Origin of the sequence: Paenibacillus sp. IHB B 3415, from assembly GCF_000802655.2 — a bacterium.
Lineage (GTDB): Bacteria > Bacillota > Bacilli > Paenibacillales > Paenibacillaceae > Paenibacillus_AQ > Paenibacillus_AQ phytohabitans.
The window spans coordinates 1-19,521 of sequence record NZ_JUEI01000078.1; the positions used below are offsets into that span (position 1 = coordinate 1).

Below are 19,521 nucleotides of genomic sequence, written 5' to 3' on the forward strand. Positions count from 1 at the left end.
GTATTTTGGAAATTATATCCATACCATAATATGGGGAATCAACAGGCTTGCACAAAGTACAACAATCCGTCTGCGATATGCCCTCAGCAGGAGGAAATGTTGCACTACGTACAACAATCCGTCTGCGATATGCCCTCAGCGCTCCCGGCGTTAGCTAAAGCCTGACCAGGGCAGAAAATCCTATCCAAATGTGGTGCGCTGTTATTTAGCGCAAACGTTTGTACAAAGCTCCAAAAAATAAATGAAGCGTAATTAGCTTCATTTATCTGCTTGTAAAATCATTGTTGCTTGTGCATCACTGCTGCTTGTGCATCATTGCTTACCCGGAGTATACATCGATGACTCCCGTACGATTAAACGGTGGGGAATGACAAAACGGTTAGTATATCCGTCATGATTATCCGGCTTCTGAATACTCTGAATCAGCACCTGTGAGGCTGTATAGCCCAGATGATAGATTCCGATATCTATGCTGCTGATTGGCGGGCTGGACAATTCCGAGAGCGGAATATTGTTAAAGCTGACAATCGCCAGATCCTCAGGGACCTTGTATTTCAGCTCATTCAGTCCGCGCAATACCCCGAAAGAGACCATATCATCCACCGCAACGAGTGCCGTCGGACGGTTCGGGAGATTCATGAAGAATGACATCGCCCGGTAGCCGCTGTCCTGCAGAAACTCGCCTTCGACAATCCATTCCGCCTTCATTTCAAGGCCTTTATTCTGCATTGCCTTACGGTAGCCTTCCAGACGGTCGCGCGAAACGATAAGATTCGGCGGGCCGCTGACGAAGCCAATGCGTTCATGACCCATGGAAATAAGGTGGTTCGTTGCATCATAAGCAGCCATGATATTATCATTGTCGACTGACAATATATCCTCATAGCGGTCGCTTCGTCCAACCAGCACGAAGGGATAGCCGCCTGATTCCAGAAAATCGATCACCGCATCATCTTTACGGGAATACAGCAGAATAACGCCGTCCACCCGGCGTCCCTTGAGCAAGCGTGAGACGGCTTCAAGCTCTTCCTTCTCATTTGCCCCGGAGCTGATCAGCACATCGTAGCCGGAACGGCTGGACTGGGTGACGATCCCGCGGATTAATTCCATAAAAAACAAATTGGAGAACAGCTCTTCAGCCGGTTTCGGAAGAATGATGCAAATACTGTTGGTTGTCTTGGAAACGAGACTTTTGGCCATCATGTTCGGGGTGTAGCCCATTTCCTCCATAATCACTTTAACCTTACGGGAAGTTTCTAGGCTGATTCTGGGATGGCCTGACAACACCCGGGAGACCGTGGAGGGAGAAACTCCCGCTTTCTTGGCCACGTCCTTAATGGTAACTGTCATAGAAACCTCCTTATGGAACCGTTTGCTTTACACAGTAATATTAATCGAAGTGCTGATGATTGTAAATAGATAAACCCGGTGTGTTGCACAATACTGGCATAGAAAGTGATGAAATGAACATTTTTACTGTGCAGGCCACAAGCTTTCCACAGGGATTCACTGGATGAATATAAATGGAGTGGTATCCGTGGGAGGAGGCAGTAGAAAGGTATCCCGGACATTGCACCGAAACTGTGCAAACGTTATTAGATTGGTTTGGAGATGATATATCTAATTTATTTTCAATATTCCTTTATAAAATAAGGATTTATTTAGACTTTCTCAGCCTTTTTATTATCAACAGAAGCATATGAATGAATATGAAGTGTGCAAATTAATGCAATTAATGACTTAATTATTGTGCAACTATAAGCAAATATTTGAGAATATTCTGGAAAATTACTAGTTGACAATAACTTTACCGGCGGATTAGTATGAAATCGAAATGAAGCAAGCGTTTACAAAGCCCGATTTTATGCATAGTATTTATGTCGTTTCCCAAAGTCAATGGATAAGGGTTTGTGCACAAATGATTGCAAACGTTTGCACTCTGGGAAGGGCGAATTGAGGGCGTGAGGGCGTGATGGCGTGATGGCGTGATGGCGTGATGGCGTGATTTTGGAATTTGACAAGGAGGATCGGAGTCGGTTGGGCCTGACAAGCCATCTTTACAGCAGAAATCCTGCAACCGGAGCGGGGGATTCTGCCGTTCATGCGGGTTGAAGTTCATAACATTCATGGGGGGATTGACGGAATGGAATTTGCTTTACGGATAAAAAAGGCTTTTGCAATCCTGATGGTTATCGCTCTTGTATGCTCAGGCCTGGGCATAAACCTGCCCAGAGTCAGCGCAGAAACGACAAAGGTTGTGCTGGTTGGTGATCTGCAGAGTAAGTTCACCGGACTGGATTCCGCTGAAACGAAAGATTGGAACGAGAAGTCTACAGTAACCCAAATGACTTACAGGGGTGAGGGTCTGTACACCTTCACCGGCATGCTGCCACAGGGGACCTATCAATACAAAGTGGCCCTCAACGATGCCTGGACGGAGAACTACGGATATGGCAGCTATACTGATCCTGACGGGACAGATGCAGGCGGCAACATTCAGATTACATTAAGTGAGGATACAAGTGTAACCTTTTATTATAATGACATTACCAAAGCGATTGCAGATTCCACGTATTATTCACCGGTGCCTGCGGACCGTTTACCCCGGGTGACCGGCAGTCTGCAGACTGCGCTTGGAGATGAGCAGAATGACTCCCCTGCAGAGGCCCGTACGCTGCTAACCGATCCTGACTTCGACGGGGTCTATGAGCAGACGGCCACACTTCCTGCTGGCAATTATACCTACCAGGTTTATCTTCCGGGCGCTGATCCATCGGGTGGAGTCTCCTATCCGGATACGGCGCAGGAGCTTAAGCTTCCCTCCGCATTACCTGTAACATTCAAGTATAAAACGCAGGACAACAGTGTGTCTGCCCATTACACGGTTCCTTCTGAACCGGGTACGGCTGTGCCTGTTCCTGCCGGACATATAAGAGTTCATTACCACCGTGCTGCCGGTGATTATGCCGGTCAGGCGTTATGGACATGGGGCGATGTTGTATCACCGTCCGTGAATTGGCCTAAGGATGCCGTTCCGTTTCCTGATGGACAAACCGATGCCTACGGCGCTTATGTCGATCTGCCTGTGAAGGATGGGGCGAAGACGATCTCGTTCCTCGTGGTAAACCGGACTACCGGGGTTAAGGAAATGGAGGACGGGGACAAAACCTTTAATATCAGTACTCCGCAGACCAATGAGGTCTGGATCACGGAAGGCTCGAATAAAGTAACCCCTTATGAACCGGTGGAGCTTCCGGCGAATACAGTGCGGATTCATTATATGCGGGCCGACAACAATCAGAGCCAGTATGGCCTGTGGCTGTGGGATGATGTGGTGACGCCGTCTAATGTGTGGCCCAAAGACGCAACGCCTTTTGAACCGGAGAACCGGGATTCCTTCGGTGCCTATGCGGATATTCCGCTGAAGGAGAATGCCAAAACTATCAGTTTCATCGTTATGAAGCCTGCAAACGGAGACAAAGACGGTCCGGCGGGCAATGAGAACAAAAGCTTCGCCTTTCTCGACCGTTACAATCAGCTATGGGTGAAGGAGAATGACCCGAATGTTTATACTTCACCTTTTGGCGAGACACCGGTTGGGCTGTTATCCGCAGATATATTGTCCGCAAGCAAACTATGGCTCGGGTTTACGTTAACGGACGGACTTACGGCGGATGCATTAAAAACAGCCATTTCCATAAAGGATTCGGAAGGAGCCTCTGTTCCTGTTACAGGTGTGGCGGTTACCGGCGCAACTTCGGTTGAAGTGACTACCGGTGCATTTGATCTGAAGAAAATCCCGCTGAGTATAACGTATGCAGGTAAAACTGTATCCGCTTCCACCGGCTGGAGAATGATGGATGAGCTGTACAATTACACAGGTGACGATCTCGGAGCCACGTACCATAAGGCCGGCAAGTCGGCAACCCTGAAGCTATGGGCGCCGAAGGCGAGCTCGGTGACCGTGGTAGTCTACGATAAAGCTGACGCTAATCTCACCGTAGGCCGCGCCGGACTGACTCTGGGTGACAAGGGGGTCTGGTCGGCGGAGCTGACTCCGGCTGATCTGACCGGTGCACCCGGCGCAGAGGATGTCAGGGACTTCTACTACCAGTATGAAGTGACTAATGATGGAGTAACTAAGCAGGTGCTTGATCCTTATGCCAAATCCATGGCCGTATTCACCGTGAATACGGCGGGAGAGGCAGGGGGAGAGGCAGGCGCAGGCGGTGATACGGTGGGCAAGGCAGCCATTGTGGATTTAAGCGCTACGAATCCCGAGGGCTTCCAGGCTGCAGACATTGCCGGCTATGAGGATCGTGAAGACGCCATTATCTATGAGGCACATATCAGGGATTTCACCTCTGATCCGGCAATCGAGTCGAGTCTCGGCGGGGAACGCTGGGGGTCTTATGCGGCTTTTGAGTCGAAGCTGGATTATATCAAATCACTGGGTGTCACCCACATTCAGCTGCTTCCGGTGATGGCCTGGTATTACGGGGACGAAACCGGGATGGAAGACAGGGAGCTGGACTATTCAGCTCAAGGTAATGAGTATAACTGGGGTTATGATCCGCACAGCTATTTCTCTCCGGACGGGGCGTATTCCCGGAATCCGGCAGATCCGGAAGAGCGGATCAAAGAGCTGAAAGGCTTGATCGATGCGGTGCACGAAGCCGGGATGGGCGTCATTCTTGATGTTGTGTACACCCATATGGCCAAAAAAGAATTCCTGAATGACATCGTGCCTAATTATTATGCCTTCCAGGACCCGGCCGGGAACTTCATCGGCGGCTTCGGCAACAATCTGGCAACCAGCCATAAGATGGCCGAGAAGCTGATGGTCGATTCCGTGAAATACTGGTTCCAGGAGTACAAAATCGACGGGATGCGGTGGGACATGATGGGCGATGCCACAGCAGATGCGGTACAGGCTGCTTATGACGCAGCGGCTGCCATTAATCCCAAGGCCCTGTTCATCGGGGAGGGCTGGATTACCTTCGGGGGCGAGGCTTCTGATCCATCCCTCAAAGGCAAGGCTGCTGATCAGACCTGGATGGATAAGACGGACAGTGTCGGCGTATTCTCCGATGAATTCCGCAATGAGCTGAAATCCGGGTACGGCTCCGAAGGAGATCCGCGGTTCATTACGGGCGGAGCGCGCCCCTTGACGACGATCTTGAACAATATCAAAGCGCAGCCTTCCAATATTCCGGCAGATGATCCGGGAGATATCGTGCAATACATTGAAGCGCATGATAATCTGACGCTCCATGATGTCATTGCCCTGGCCCTTCACAAGAATCCGCAGAATGCGGCGAACGAGCTGGAGATTCAGAAACGGATCAGGCTCGGAAACATGCTGCTGCTGACTTCGCAGGGAACCGCATTCCTGCAGGCAGGTCAGGAGTACGGGCGTACCAAGCAATGGATGGCTGCGGGGACTCCACAGCAGAAATATACCGAAGTCCGCGATGCGGCTGATCAGTCTGTCAGTTATTTCATCAACGATTCATACGATTCTTCGGATGCGGTCAATGCCTTCGACTGGGCCGCAGCAACGGATGAAGTGAACTTTCCGGTGCAGAATGCGACCAGAGAATATACGGCCGGGCTGATTAAGCTCAGAAAGTCTACCAACGCTTTCCGGCTGGGCGACATCAGTCTCGTGAATTCCAATGTCAAGCTTATCGAAGCACCTGAAATGCAGAAGGATGATCTTGTGATCGGTTATTCAAGCAAAGCAACGGATGGGACCGGGATCTATTATGTCTTCATGAACGGTGACAGCAAGACAAGAGTTCTTACTTTGCCGGAGAACTTGAGTGACGGTACTGTGCTTGCCGATAATGACGAAGCCGGGACCGAAGCTATTACTGCTGCGGACCAGAGCGGATTCAGCCTGACTGCGGATTCGATTACCCTCGACCCGCTCACATCTGTAATTATCCGCAAGGATGCAGCCGCAGCAGTAGTGTCTCTGCTAGAGACGGACCAGGCCAGCTATTCGCTGAAGGAGGGGGCCGCGCATCAGATTGTGGTCACGGCCAAATATGCGGACGGCACTTCAAGCAAAGTGACCGCCAAGGCGCTGTATGTATCCGATAAACCGGAAGTAGCCACAGTGACAAGCAAAGGGCTGGTGAAGGGGATTAAGGCGGGAACGGCTATCCTTACCATTACCTATGGCGGCGTGTCCGTGAATGTGACCGTAGAAGTAACCAGCCCGCCGGTGGAAACCAAACGGTATGTGCAGTTCACTTATACCCGTGAAGACAGGAATTATAAGGATTGGAGTGTATGGCTGTGGTATTCCGGGGCAACAGACGGTGAGGTGAAGCTCCCCGAGCCCGCAGGAGATTCAGCAAGCTCGACGGTTCTGATTGAAGTAGGCAAAGACGCAACCCAGGTAGGCTTTGTGCTCATAAAAGGTCTGGACTGGTCTGACAACAAACAGGATATAGCGGACGACCGCTATATTGTTCTGACTCCCGGCGAGGACTTTACCAAAGTCCATGTAACCAGCATGGTCAAAGAGCTTGAAATCACCCCGGGCATCAGCGGTCCGCTGATGCAGGATGAAGCCATAACCTCTCCCGGCGAGGACTTTACCAAAGTCCATGTAACCAGCATGGTCAAAGAGCTTGAAATCCCCCCGGGCATCAGCGGTCCGCTGATGCAGGATGAAGCCATAACCTTCCTGTACCGTGATGACGAGCTGTTCCGCGGCGGCGAAGTGTCTGCGATAACAGACATTAAAGTGAAGGTGAACGGTAAAGAATATCCGATGGAGTATGATCCGGCCAAGGAATGGTTCATCTACCGGCTGAGCGGTCTGGAGGAAGGCATTTATAAGTATACCTTCATCGTAACTAAGGACGGAGTGACCCGCGAGTTCACCGACCCGCACAACACGGTGGGCGGGGAATCTTCCCTGTACTATCACAAGCCGGAAGTCAGTATTACGGCAGAGGTCAATCCGCCGGCTGTAACTTCCAATGAGAACACTGTGCTAACGGTCAAGGCTGTTTCAGCAGAGGAAGTGTCTTATAAGGAGGCTTATCTGGACCTTACTGCACTAGGTGGACCAGCCAAGGTCAAATTTGATACAGAGCTTATGCAGCAGACTATAGCGGTGAAGGATGAGGTTCCGGCAGGTATCAAGAGCATTCCTATTGTCCTTGTAGACCAGTATGGCAATCTGCACAGACAGTCTGCTGAAATCGAGGTGAAAGCCAGAACCTACAGCGGTTCCAAGCTTGATTTCGACTGGGATGAAGCGCGGATCTATTTCGCACTGACCGACCGCTTCAAGGACGGTGACCCTGACAACAATGAGAATGTGGACAAGGCACATCTTGAAGCCTATCATGGCGGCGATTTCAGGGGGATGATCGGCAAGCTCGATTATCTGCAGGAGCTGGGCATCAACACGCTCTGGATCACGCCGGTTGTAGACAATATTGATTTCAACCAGGGGTTAAGCTTTGGCGGCAAACAATATGCTTATCACGGGTATTGGGCCAAGGATTTCACTAAGCTTGATGAGCATCTTGGGGACATGGAGACCTTCAAGGAGCTGATCGAGAAGGCGCATGACAAGGGCATCAAGATTATGGTCGATGTAGTGCTTAATCATACAGGCTACGGGTTGAAGGAGGATGACGTCAATCCGCAGGTGGCTGCAGAGGACAAAGCGCGTTTTGCGGGAATGCTGCGTACGGACGGCGTTCAAGCCGATACGGATGTCATCAAAGGCGAGCTCAGCGGATTGCCGGACTTCAAGACGGAGGATCCTACGGTACGCAAGCAGATCATTGCCTGGCAGACAGGCTGGCTGGATAATGCCCGGACAGAGCGGGGAGATACAATCGACTATTTCCGCGTTGATACGGTCAAGCATGTGGAGAGCACAACCTGGAAAGCATTTAAAAATGTACTGACGGCTATAGATCCGGGCTTCAAAATGGTCGGCGAATACTTCGGTGGAACCGCCGATAATGATGGCGGCATGCTGCAGAGCGGGCAAATGGATGGTTTGCTTGATTTTAGCTTTAATGATCAGGCCAAGCTGTTCGCAGAGGGCACCATTAATGCTGTGGATGCTTATCTGCAGGAGCGCGAAGCGAAGATCAGCAATACCGGGGTGATGGCACAATTCCTCAGCAGCCACGATGAGGATGGTTTCCTTACAGACTACGTGGACGGGGACAAGGGTAAGCTCAAGATCGCTGCCGCGCTGCAGATCACGGCCAAGGGCCAGCCGGTGATTTACTATGGGGAAGAGCTTGGCCGGTCCGGTAAAAATGCCGGGGATATGGCAAGCGGCAAGTTCAGCGAAAACCGGGGCGATATGCCTTGGGATCAGCTTACTGCAGAGCAGGGACTTCATGATCATTATCAGAAGCTGCTGAACATTAGGGCGGAATATTCGCAGCTATATGCCAAAGGTATCCGCACCAAGCTTGCGGGCTCCGATGATCTGGGATATCTGGCCTTCAACAAGCAATACGGGAACGATAACGTGGTTACGGTAATCAACACGAAGAAGGAAGGTCTGAGTGCAGAAATTCCCGTGCCTTTTGCGGCCTTGTCTTCTGTAAGAGATGAGTACAGCGGCAAACTATATACGGTATCGGCTGCCCGGAAGGTAATGGTTGATCTGCCGGGAAGAGATGACGGCGGAACGGTGATTCTGGCAGCGGAGACAGTTGTAGTACCGCCAACACCAACACCAACACCAACACCAACACCAACACCAACACCAACACCAACACCAACACCAACACCAACACCAACACCAACACCAACACCAACACCAACACCAACACCAACACCAACACCAACACCAACACCAACACCAACACCAACACCAACAAACGGTGATTCTGGCAGCGGAGACAGTTGTAGTACCGCCAACACCAACACCAACACCAACACCAACACCAACACCAACGGCAGAATCCGAAATAAGTTCCGTTGTAAAGCCAATAGTAACACCAACGCCAGCGCCAACGGCGGTTCCGTCAGGCACACAGATCATAAGTGAGCCGGATCTTCGAAATGGCAAGGATGGCAAAGTAGAACTCAGTCTGGAACAGGGCAAGACTTCGGTGCTGCTGCCGGTCCAGGCAGCTAAGCTGCTGGGGAATAACGGGCTGGTTATTCACTCGGAGGGGCTGTCCGTTACAATCCCGAATGCTGTGCTGGCTGATATTCAGGCCATGGTTACAGGTGCGGATGCGGACAATTCACATATCCTGCTGGAGCTGAGTCCGCTAAGTAAAGCGGCTGCACAGGATGCAGTCAAGAAATTCAGTAAGGAGAACACGGTTGCAACTGCTGTATCCGGGGTATACGACCTTAAACTGCAGATTATCAAAAAAGACGGGACCAGCCTGTCAGTTACAACCTTCAAGCAGCCGGTTACGATATCACTGAAGCTACAGGGCAATCCGGTTAAAGATTGGACGGGACTATTCTATCTCGCCGATAACGGGGAGCTGAAGTATGTGGGTGGCGCAGCGCAAGCGGATGGCTCACTTACTGCTGCAGTTATGCATTTCAGCAAGTATGCAGCGCTTCAGATGAATACAGTGTTTAAGGATGTTCCTGATACCCACTGGGCTTCTGCTGCCATTAAATCGCTTGCAGCCAAACAGGTGGCAACAGGAGTATCGGCTGCTGAATTTGAACCTGCAAAAAAGGTGACGCGTGCGGAGTTTACAGCATTGCTGATGCGTGCACTCGGACAGACAGGGGAAGGGGGAGCGATATTCGCTGATGTCCGGGCAGATGCCTGGTACTCCTCTTATGTAGCCGCTGCCGTCAAATCAGGCATTGTTAACGGGCGCAGCAGCACTGCCTTTGCCCCGGATGCTACTATCAGCCGTGAGGAAATGGCGGTGATGATAATCCGCGCTCTGGAGTTCAAACAGGGCAAGCTTCTGGCTTCCTCAACAGGCCCGGCCTTATTCGCGGATGCCTCCAGTATCAGTGAATGGGCAAATGCTTATGTGAACGCTGCCGTAGAGCTGGAACTGGTAGAGGGCAGAGACCATCATCTCTTTGCGCCGCAAGGACCGTTGACCCGTGCAGAGAGTGCGCAGGTGATTTACAAGCTGCTCGGCAAATAGCCCGCGCAACGAATCGGATCAGAACATAACAGGGTATTCCGCAGGCCATAACGGCTGCGGAATACCGCAGGCCATAACGGCTGCGGAATACCCTGTTTGCTTTGCCTGGAATATAACTCAATCATATAAAATGGTGCTGATGATACGGAGGCTAGTCCAAGTTAGCCTGCAGTACCGCATAACCGTAAGCCGGCAGCTTGAGCGACAGCTTGCCACGTTCCGCACGGAGCGGTTCGCCGGTGAACAGGTTCTCCCAGGAGCGTTCCTGTACGTCTACCCGGAAGGTCTGCGCGGTCTCTTCCGTATTGATCAGCACGAGAATAAGATCATCGCCCAGGCTGCGTTCATAAGCCAGCTTGGTGCCTTGGGGACCGGCTTCCAGGAACGTGAAGCTTCCTGTGCGCAGTGCCGGATGACTGCTGCGGATCTCGATCAGCTTGCGGTAATAATTGAACAGGCCGCGGTCCTGCATCGCCGGATTCCACTCCATGCACTTGCGGCAGTCCGGGTCGCCATCACCATCCATGCCGATCTCATCCCCGTAATAAATGCAGGGGGTGCCCATGAATGTGAACTGGAACAGCGCAGCCAGCTTCAGCTTATTCTTGTCCCCGTCCGCGAGCGTCAGCAAACGCGGGGTATCGTGGCTGTCCAGCAGGTTGAAGGCAACCTCGCTGGCCTGTAGCGGGTAGCGCGACAGCTGTTTGCCAATGGAGTTGGCGAAGCCTTCCGCATCAAGTTTGCCATACACGAAGAAGTCGAGCACCGCATCCGTGAACGGGTAGTTCATCACCGCATCGAACTTGTCTCCCTCCAGCCATGGTGCGGATTCATGCCAGATCTCACCGAGAATATAAGCCTCGGGATTCGCACGCTTCACCACCTTGCGGAAGTCGCGCCAGAATTCATGATCGACCTCGTTGGCCACATCCAGGCGCCAGCCATCGATGCCGACCTCCCGGATCCAATACTCAGCGACTTTCAGCAAATATTCCTTAACCTCAGGATTCTCCGTATTCAGCTTCGGCATCAGCGGCTCAAAGGCAAAAGCGTCGTAATTCGGAATGTTATCCACTACCTGAAGCGGGAACTCACGGACATGGAACCAGTCTTTATAAGCGGAGGCTTCGCCTTTCTCCAGCACGTCCACGAACGGGGCGAAGGTACGTCCAGCATGATTGAATACAGCGTCAAGCAGCACACGGATACCGCGTTCATGGCAGGCGTCGACTAGCCTTTTCAGCGTCTCCACATCACCGAAATGCGGATCGACCTGCATATAGTCCTCCGTATCATATTTATGGTTGGTGGTGGCTGTGAAGACAGGAGTGAAATAGATGCCCGTGATACCCAGCTCAGTGAGATGATCCAGATGGTCAATGACCCCCTGCAGATCACCGCCGAAGAAGTTGTCAGGCTTAGGTGTGCCGCCCCATGGCTGTACATTGTCCGGATTCAGACTGGGATCGCCGTTCGCGAAACGTTCAGGGAAGATCTGATAGAAGACAGCATCCTTCACCCACGCAGGAGGAATGAACACGTCACCGCGGTTGATATAAGGGAATTCAAACAGCCGGTTTGGATTGGCGGGACGTTCGGTTTGGAAATCGCTTTCGGTCATCCAGATGCGCTCATGGCCCTTTTGCAGCAGGAAACCGTACTTCAACCGGCGGTAAAGGGGGACGGACTCGCACTCCCAGTAATCGAACATCGCATCCGAAGTGAAAAGAGTCATAGGAATCAACTCCTTGGTGTTGTCCCAGGCGTACTTGTCCCCGGCCCAGGCGAATACCTCGGTCAAATCCCCCTTCTTGGCACGCAGACGCAGGTGGATCGTTTCATGATCGTAGGCATAAGACCAATTGAGGCGCGGACGATGATACACAGCTTCTAACAACATACTAATTCCTCCTAAGGTTTAGTGAACCAAACACCCCTGAATGACACCGGGCAAACCAGCGCTGGCTCCGGAAGTAAGCATTTTACAAACACAGTCCTATATCTGGCAAGTGCATGATTAGCACTGCAGCTGTGCCACAATCGCACTAATCATTCAGATTCTGCGCATACCAAACAGGCACAACCGGCGCCGGGTAGCTTGTCCGAGGTTGTACCCAATTGAAGTAACATTGCCTTTGAATTATGTGAAGAACAGGGGCGTTCTTAATGTTTTGGATTATAGCATGGAATAAATTGAGGTTCAATACGTTTGTACAAACATTTGCACAAATACCGTTAGGAAGGAAACCGATTTCCAAAGCTTGGAAAATGAGATTATATGGAAATTAAATTACATAATCCGCTAAAATACAACAAAAAATGCGGTTTGTAGATTTTAATAAAAAGATAAATAGAGATATTTAAAGAAATCCTGTGAAATTAAAAGTAAATAATTGATTATATGTATTAAATGATTGAATTTGCTTAAATACACTCTGTGCAAACGTTTTAACAATCTTGCCTGCTGTTGTATTATGAATTCAGGAATGAAGCGCTTTCTAAAACTTGGCGGAGCACATAAGGAAGGGTCAATTTGCAAAACATGAATTTTTTTTGAGTCTTCTGAAATCGTTTGCGCAAAGTCGGAGGCATCATGTTCAAATCAAGTGATATACAAATCGGGAGGGGTTAAAAGCAATGAATTTGAAAAAACTCATGGTTCTCACCGCATCGTTTTCTATGGCAATGTCGATTACGGCGTGCGGCTCAAACAACAATAACGGGGGAAATGCAGCAGCAACCAATGCTCCTGCGAATAACGCAGCAGCAACAGACAACGCTGGCACAAACGGCGGGAATGCTCCGGCAACAGATGAGATTGTACCTGAAGACGGCGCATCACTGGTGATCTGGGAGAGTAAAGAAGAAAGAGCATTTGCTGAAGAGATCGCCAAGCAGTTCACCGCACAGTACAACGTTCCCATCAAAATTGAAGAGGTAGCACCGCCCGATCAGGTCGGCAAGCTGACACAAGACGGCCCGTCAGGTCTGGCAGCAGACGTTATCCTCATCCCTCACGACAATCTGGGTAAGGCTGCGAGCGCGAGCCTGCTGCTTCCAAACGATATTTTCGTTGAGCAGACCAAAGCTGAGAACACAGAAGCATCCATCATAGGTTCTTCCTATGACGGTGAACTGTACGGTTATCCGAGAGCGGCAGAAACCTATGCGCTGTTCTACAACAAATCCCTGGTCAAAGAAGCTCCTAAATCCTTCGATGACGTGATTGCCTTCAGCAAAACGTTCACTGATAAATCCAAGAACAGATACGGAATTATGTGGGAAGTCGGCAACATGTACTTCAACTATCCGTTCATTGCTACAACCGGCGGTTACCTGTTCGGCAAAGACGGCACCGACAAAAACGATATCGGTCTGAACAATGAAGGCGCGATCAAAGGTCTGACTGAATTTGCGAAGCTGAAAGAAGTATTGCCGCTTAAGAGCGGCGACATTAATCCGGACATTAAGCGCAGCTTGTTCAACACAGGCGATGTGGCCATGGACATTACGGGACCTTGGGAGCTTGCCGGTTATAAAGAAGCACTAGGCGACAACCTCGGGATTGCTCCGGTTCCTACCATTGACGGCAAAACAGCGATTACGTTCTCCGGAATCAAAATTTTCGCAGTCAACGCCTACACACAGTATCCGAATGCTGCTAAATTGTATGCCCGCTTTGCTTCCGGCAAAGATGCGCAATTGACGCTCAACAAACTGATCGGTTCCGTGCCAACGAATAACGAAGCACTGCAGGATGCACAAATCACTAGCGATCCGTACGTATCCGCTTTTGCTGAACAGGCCAAGAACTCCCAGCCGATGCCTTCGATTCCTGAAATGGGTAACGTATGGAGCCCGGTAAATGCGGCGCTTCCGGAAATCTGGGATAACAATGCTGATCCTAAGGCGGCCATGGACAAAGCAGTAGAACAAATCAAGGATCTGAATAACGGGGCATCTGCCCAGTAAGAGCAGCTCTCCGGCAGTGACATCATCAGCTGCCCTTGAGGTAACTAACAACCATCAGCAAACAGTGGAATCAAATCGCCCGCCGCATAGCTCGCGGCGGGCAGTTTCCTGAATTCCGCACGGAGAGGAGAAGGGAAGGGAAATGCAGCGACACAAAGCGAGAGCCGCAGTACTGTCGGCCATTTTTATGGGATTGGGACAAATATATAACCGCCAATTCATCAAAGGGCTTATTTTCATAGCTGTAGAAGCAGCCGCACTATTCTATTTCATTAACAATTTGGGCAGGGCCTTCTGGGGCATCACCACCCTCGGAGAATCTCCAAGCCGCCTTGAGAAGGTAAAGGGAATTGCCAAAATGGTTCCCGGTGACCATTCCATCGTCATTATGATTGAAAGTCTGATTACCCTGCTGTTCCTTGTCTTATTCCTGATTGCCTGGTACATGAATATTAGGGATGCCCTTAAAATCGGAGCAGAACGCGAAACCGGCCGTCCATCGAATACATTCAAACAATCCGTACGCTATATTCTGGATTACAAATTTGCCCAGAGCTTTTTGCTGCTTCCGGGTATCGGTATTTTGTTTTTTACCATTATGCCGATTGTTTTTATGATCATGCTGGCCTTCACCAATTATGCCGCACCGGATCACATTCCGCCGGCCAAGCTGGTGGACTGGGTAGGCTTTGAAACCTTCCGCAATCTGCTGGTACTGAAATCCTGGAGCCGTACTTTCTATGGAGTACTTACCTGGACTATTGTCTGGGCGGTTCTATCGACGGTAACTACTTATTTCGGCGGGATGCTCGTTGCCCTGCTGATCAACCAAAAAGGAATCCGCTTCAAAGGCATGTGGAGAATGATTCTGATCATCCCCTATGCCGTGCCGCAGATGATCTCCCTCCTGCTGATGCGCAACCTGTTTAACGGGCAGTTCGGCCCGATCAACCAGTATCTCGGCTATTTCGGACTCACAGGACTGCCTTGGCTGACCGATCCGTTCTGGGCGAAGGTTACAGTCATTATCGTCAACATGTGGGTCGGTATTCCAGTATCCATGCTGCTGATTATGGGTGTGCTGACCACGATCCCGCGGGATATGTATGAAGCAGCAGAAGTGGACGGGGCTACTAACTATCAGAAGTTCCGGATTGTTACGCTGCCTATGATCCTGTTCGCCACCGCACCTACACTAATTATGCAATTCGCCGGCAATATCAATAACTTTAATGCGATCTATCTGCTGACTGCAGGCAATCCGGTTAAAGGTGACTATCAGTATGCCGGATCAACGGACCTGCTGGTAACATGGCTGTACAAACTGACGCTGGATCAGAACAAGAATAATATGGCTTCCGCGATAGGGATCATTCTCTTCATCATTGTTGCCGGATTCTCCCTGTACAATTACCGCCGGACCAAGTCATTCAAAGAGGAGGATATGATTCAATGATCATCGGACGCAAGCTTGCGAATTTTATACGTCTGGGACTAAGCTACATCGTTCTGGTTATCCTGGCGGTTGCGGCAATCTATCCGGCACTCTGGATTCTGCTGGCATCCTTCCGGCCGGGTAAGTCCTTGTACAGCAAGACACTGATTCCCGAGCACTTTACACTGAGCCACTATAAGGAATTGTTCACTTCACCAATCTATATGTTCGGGACCTGGTATGCGAATACGCTCAAGATTGCCGTGTTCTCCATGCTGATCGGGGTGGTGCTGACGCTTTTGACCAGTTACGCCTTATCCCGGTTTCGGTTCAAAAGCCGCAAGACGACCATGTCAACCCTGCTGATCCTCGGGATGTTCCCGGGCTTCATGAGTATGATTGCCATATATCTGCTGCTCAAGGAGTTCAATCTGCTGGATACCCATCTGGCGCTGATCATCGTGTATGCTGCGGGAGCGCCGCTTCTGGGCACACTGATTGCCAAAGGCTTCCTCGATACGATTCCCCGTTCGCTGGATGAAGCCGCGCGGATTGACGGGGCGAGCAACTTCAGGATTTTCACACGGATTATCCTGCCGCTGTCCCGCCCGATGATCACTTATATGGCACTGACGCAGTTTGTCGGGCCATGGGTGGACTTCATCTTCGCCAAGCTGATTCTGCGGACCAAGGAGAACTGGACGGTCGCTGTCGGAATGTGGGATATGGTCAATACGATGCAGAATTCCAATTTTACGCTTTTTGCAGCGGGTGCAGTTTTGATTTCTGTACCGATTATGATTCTGTTCGGCTTCCTGCAGCGTCTGCTTGTTGACGGACTGACCGCAGGGGCGAGCAAGGGGTAAGCCCTTAAGGAATAAGGGAAATAAGAAATGCAGATATCATTCTGAATAACAGGTGCGGCCTTTATGCAGTCAACGAAGGGCTGCACCTGTATTTTTTACCGAAAAAAATAAGGGGAGAGCGTAATGAACCGGCAGCGGAAATTAAACTTCAGATCGGTTGGCGTCAAATTATTTGTGATTCTGTTCTGTACAATTGTGCTATTGTCCTCTGTGCTGGGCTTAACCTCCTATTATGCTGCTAAAAGAATCATTACCGACGAGGTAGCAGCGGCATCCTCACAGTCTATTGTGCAGGCGGCGGACAAGCTGGACTTCCTGTTTGCTGAATATGAAGCGCTTTCAAGACAATTCGCCGTAGACTCTGCATTAAAATCAGATATGGAAACTGTCCATAATCCCGGTGCCGGAACGGTAGCCAAGGTGGCAGCTGAAGACCGGATCCGCCGCAAGCTGGATTCCGTCAGGGGCTCCGATGAGCGGCTGCTGGGCGTCCGGCTGGTCGCAAGAAGCATGGTGGATGCTGAATCCTACAAATCAACAGGCATCAGCGGCGTGCGCAGTGATGAAGGCGTTCTTGCCCGCATGAAGGAGATCGATAACGGCAAAGGCAATCCCGTCTGGTTCCCCGTACGGGCCAAAGGCTTCTTCGATGCGTACAGTGAATCCTCCATGACAATGGGCCGTCTGCTGCGGAATATCCAGAACCCGGCAGCGGAGTATTATATGCTGATTGAGCTGAAGGGCAAAGCTCTGACCGATGTATTATCCAATCTGCATATCGGACTTGCCGGGGAGATCCGCATCCTTGATCAGACCGGAAATATTGTGTATGGGGCGGATAACGGGCTGCTCGGACAGCCCTCTTACATACAGGCTGCGGATACCGAGGTTGAAGGGCAGAAGCAATCCTTCACTGCGGCTGATGAGCAGGGCAGCTCACAGCTTGTGGTCTATCAGCCGCTGGTGACAGCTGACTGGACACTGCTGGGTTATGCGCCGGTGAGTGATTTCACTAAATCGGCAGACCGGCTGCTCTATATTACACTGCTGGTTGTGCTGGCTGCGGCTGTGATCGCTCTGGTGATTGGTTATATTCTGGTGCGGCTGATCGGCCGCCCGCTCGGCAAGCTGGCCCGGCTGATGGAGGAAGGCGAACAGGGGAACCTGCAGGTGCGGACGAACTTCAAGGGCCAGGATGAGATCGGGCGGCTGGGACACAGCTTCAACCGTATGATGGAGCAGATCTCCCGGCTGGCCGGCCAGAGCAGCAGTTCGGCGGCGGCGGTACTGGCCACGTCCGAGCAATTGGTGCTTGCTTCGGGTGCGACCCGCACTCATGCCAGGGAAGTGGCTGCCGCAACCGGCGAGATCGCCGGGTACTGGCCACGTCCGAGCAATTGGTGCTTGCTTCGGGTGCGACCCGCACTCATGCCAGGGAAGTGGCTGCCGCAACCGGCGAGATCGCCGGCGGGGCAGCCAGCCTGGCGGCAGAAGCGGAGAGCAGCAACCGCAAGGTGGAGCTGATGGGAGACAAGACGGACGAAGTGGCGGGGACGAATGCGGTCATGGCTGATTCCGCAGGAAAGGTCATGGCGGTAAGTGACCAGGGAGCGGAGCTGATGAAGAAGCTGGTGGATCAAAGCGAATCAGCCCTGAAGATGATGAATCTGATTCAGGAGAACTCGGCCATGCTGCGTGACAGCACGGTGCTGATCCGCAGCATTCTCTCCCCGATGATTGCCATGAACAAGCAGACGAATATTCTGGCGCTTAATGCTTCGATTGAAGCTGTACGTGCGGGGGCTGCGGGGAGGGGCTTTATTGTCATTGCCGATGAGATCAGGGGACTCGCTAACCAATCCAGGCAGTCGATTGCGTCTGTCTCCAGAATTACGGAGGAGATCAGCGGCCATATCGAGAACACGGTCAAGGTAGTGCGTGAAGCAGCGCCGCTGTTCAGCGGGCAGATTGCCTCGGTCCGAGAATCTTCGCTTATCTTTGAAAGTGTGCGGGCGGAGATGGAAGTGTTCAGCGGTTATCTAAGCCAGTCTTCGGCGGCGGTTAAGGAGCTGACCGGTTATCGGCAGCAGCTGGGGCAATCCATGGCGAGCGTAATCTCGGTCGTGCAGCAGACCAGTGCCTCAACGGAGGAGGTGGCTTCGATGTCTTCACAGCAATTCATAGTGAGCGAGGAGCTGGTGGCTCTGTCAGGCAAGCTGGAGGTGTTAGCGGAGAATCTGAAGCAGTCGATGGTTTCTTTTCAGGGATGAGCCGATGTGTAGTTGATAAAGTGAAGTACTATTGCCAGAACTTACACTTGTCGTTATAGTTGTCTGTAAAAAACCGAAGGTGATGTCATGGATAAGCACTTATTTCTGAATGGCGGGGGCCCGCCGTTTACGCCGGATATGGCAAGGAAGTTTAAAGATAAAGTGGGTGTAGGCGCAGGTCCTGTTGTTGTATTATTCGTGGAGCGTGGGGAGAGCTGGGAAGATTACGTGCCGGTCTATACTCGGCCGCTGGCTGATGCAGGGTTAACAGAGTTCCGTTATCTGCCGCTGCCCGCTACACCCGTGGATGTTGTTGTTCAGAGCATAGAGACCTGCGCGGGTATAATCATCGGAGGCGGGGATACGGACCTGTATGCCGATTATATTGTAGATACCGCGATTGGCGGCGCTATTAAACTGAGGTATGAGTCTGGCGTTCCGGTTGTGGGGTTCTCGGCGGGAGCTTTAATCAGTCCTGAACTGTGCATTATTTCGGCCAAGGACAACGAAAGCAGGTTGTTTGATCACCGCAAGGGCTTAAATCTGGTCCCTAAGCTGCTGCTGTCCGTACATTTTACCCAGTGGGATGATGAAGATCATTTAAGAACCGCCGTCCGTACGTTCGGTGATCTTCCGAATTACGGGATCGATGAAGAGACGGGGATCTACCTGTTGAACGGAGTGCTGGAAATGGTGGAGGGCGGCGGAGTGTATAGCGTGGTGAATGATGTTCTGACTAAAATTCATTAATTATGGAGAACTGAAAACAAGAGTAGAGCGCTTCGGGGCTTTGCTCTTGTTTTTTCTGCTTTCTGCTGCACATAATAAATAAGCGAAAATCC

10 protein-coding genes are annotated in these 19,521 nt (G+C 51.2%); 8 read left to right on the top strand and 2 right to left on the bottom strand.

Translation table 11 applies throughout. From position 1 onward, the window contains the following. Positions 1–312 precede the first annotated feature (312 nt). Positions 313–1,350 carry a LacI family DNA-binding transcriptional regulator gene (locus QW71_RS28720; RefSeq protein ID WP_039307469.1) on the bottom strand — a complete coding sequence of 346 codons (1,038 nt, stop codon included), beginning with the start codon at positions 1,348–1,350 and terminating at the stop codon, positions 313–315. 793 nt (positions 1,351–2,143) lie between these two features. Here QW71_RS28720 and QW71_RS41575 point away from each other — a divergent pair. Beyond that, positions 2,144–9,049 carry a pullulanase gene (locus QW71_RS41575; RefSeq protein ID WP_235441577.1) on the top strand — a complete coding sequence of 2,302 codons (6,906 nt, stop codon included), beginning with the start codon at positions 2,144–2,146 and terminating at the stop codon, positions 9,047–9,049. A 538-nt stretch (positions 9,050–9,587) separates the two neighbouring features. After that, on the top strand, positions 9,588–10,136 hold the full coding sequence (locus tag QW71_RS41580) for an S-layer homology domain-containing protein (protein WP_235441582.1): 549 nt from the start codon (positions 9,588–9,590) through the stop codon (positions 10,134–10,136). Positions 10,137–10,287: 151 nt separating this feature from the next. Here the strand turns inward: QW71_RS41580 and QW71_RS28735 are convergent, their stop codons facing one another. Then, positions 10,288–12,036, bottom strand: coding sequence for an alpha-glycosidase (locus tag QW71_RS28735; RefSeq protein WP_039307473.1), 1,749 nt, complete (start codon positions 12,034–12,036; stop codon positions 10,288–10,290). 737 nt (positions 12,037–12,773) lie between these two features. On the opposite strand from QW71_RS28735, the gene QW71_RS28740 reads away from it, so the two are divergent. From QW71_RS28740 to QW71_RS28760, 6 genes are all read left to right on the top strand, one after another. Then, entirely contained in the window at positions 12,774–14,108 is a 1,335-nt protein-coding gene (locus QW71_RS28740) for a maltose ABC transporter substrate-binding protein (protein ID WP_039307475.1), read from the top strand. A gap of 142 nt (positions 14,109–14,250) precedes the next feature. Beyond that, positions 14,251–15,564: a sugar ABC transporter permease gene (locus QW71_RS28745; protein WP_039307477.1), complete on the top strand. Its 1,314-nt coding sequence runs from the start codon at positions 14,251–14,253 to the stop codon at positions 15,562–15,564. Beyond that, entirely contained in the window at positions 15,561–16,409 is an 849-nt protein-coding gene (locus tag QW71_RS28750; protein WP_039307479.1) for a sugar ABC transporter permease, read from the top strand. Before QW71_RS28745 ends, QW71_RS28750 begins: the two co-directional genes overlap by 4 nt. A gap of 123 nt (positions 16,410–16,532) precedes the next feature. After that, the gene (locus QW71_RS37395; RefSeq protein ID WP_235441578.1) at positions 16,533–17,933 is read left to right on the top strand and encodes a sensor histidine kinase; all 1,401 of its coding nucleotides are present in this window, start codon (positions 16,533–16,535) and stop codon (positions 17,931–17,933) included. Next, on the top strand, positions 17,849–18,679 hold the full coding sequence (locus QW71_RS41585; protein ID WP_235441579.1) for a methyl-accepting chemotaxis protein: 831 nt from the start codon (positions 17,849–17,851) through the stop codon (positions 18,677–18,679). Before QW71_RS37395 ends, QW71_RS41585 begins: the two co-directional genes overlap by 85 nt. Positions 18,680–18,766: 87 nt before the next feature. Further along, positions 18,767–19,429: a Type 1 glutamine amidotransferase-like domain-containing protein gene (locus tag QW71_RS28760; RefSeq protein WP_039307482.1), complete on the top strand. Its 663-nt coding sequence runs from the start codon at positions 18,767–18,769 to the stop codon at positions 19,427–19,429. The last annotated feature ends 92 nt before the right edge of the window (positions 19,430–19,521 follow it).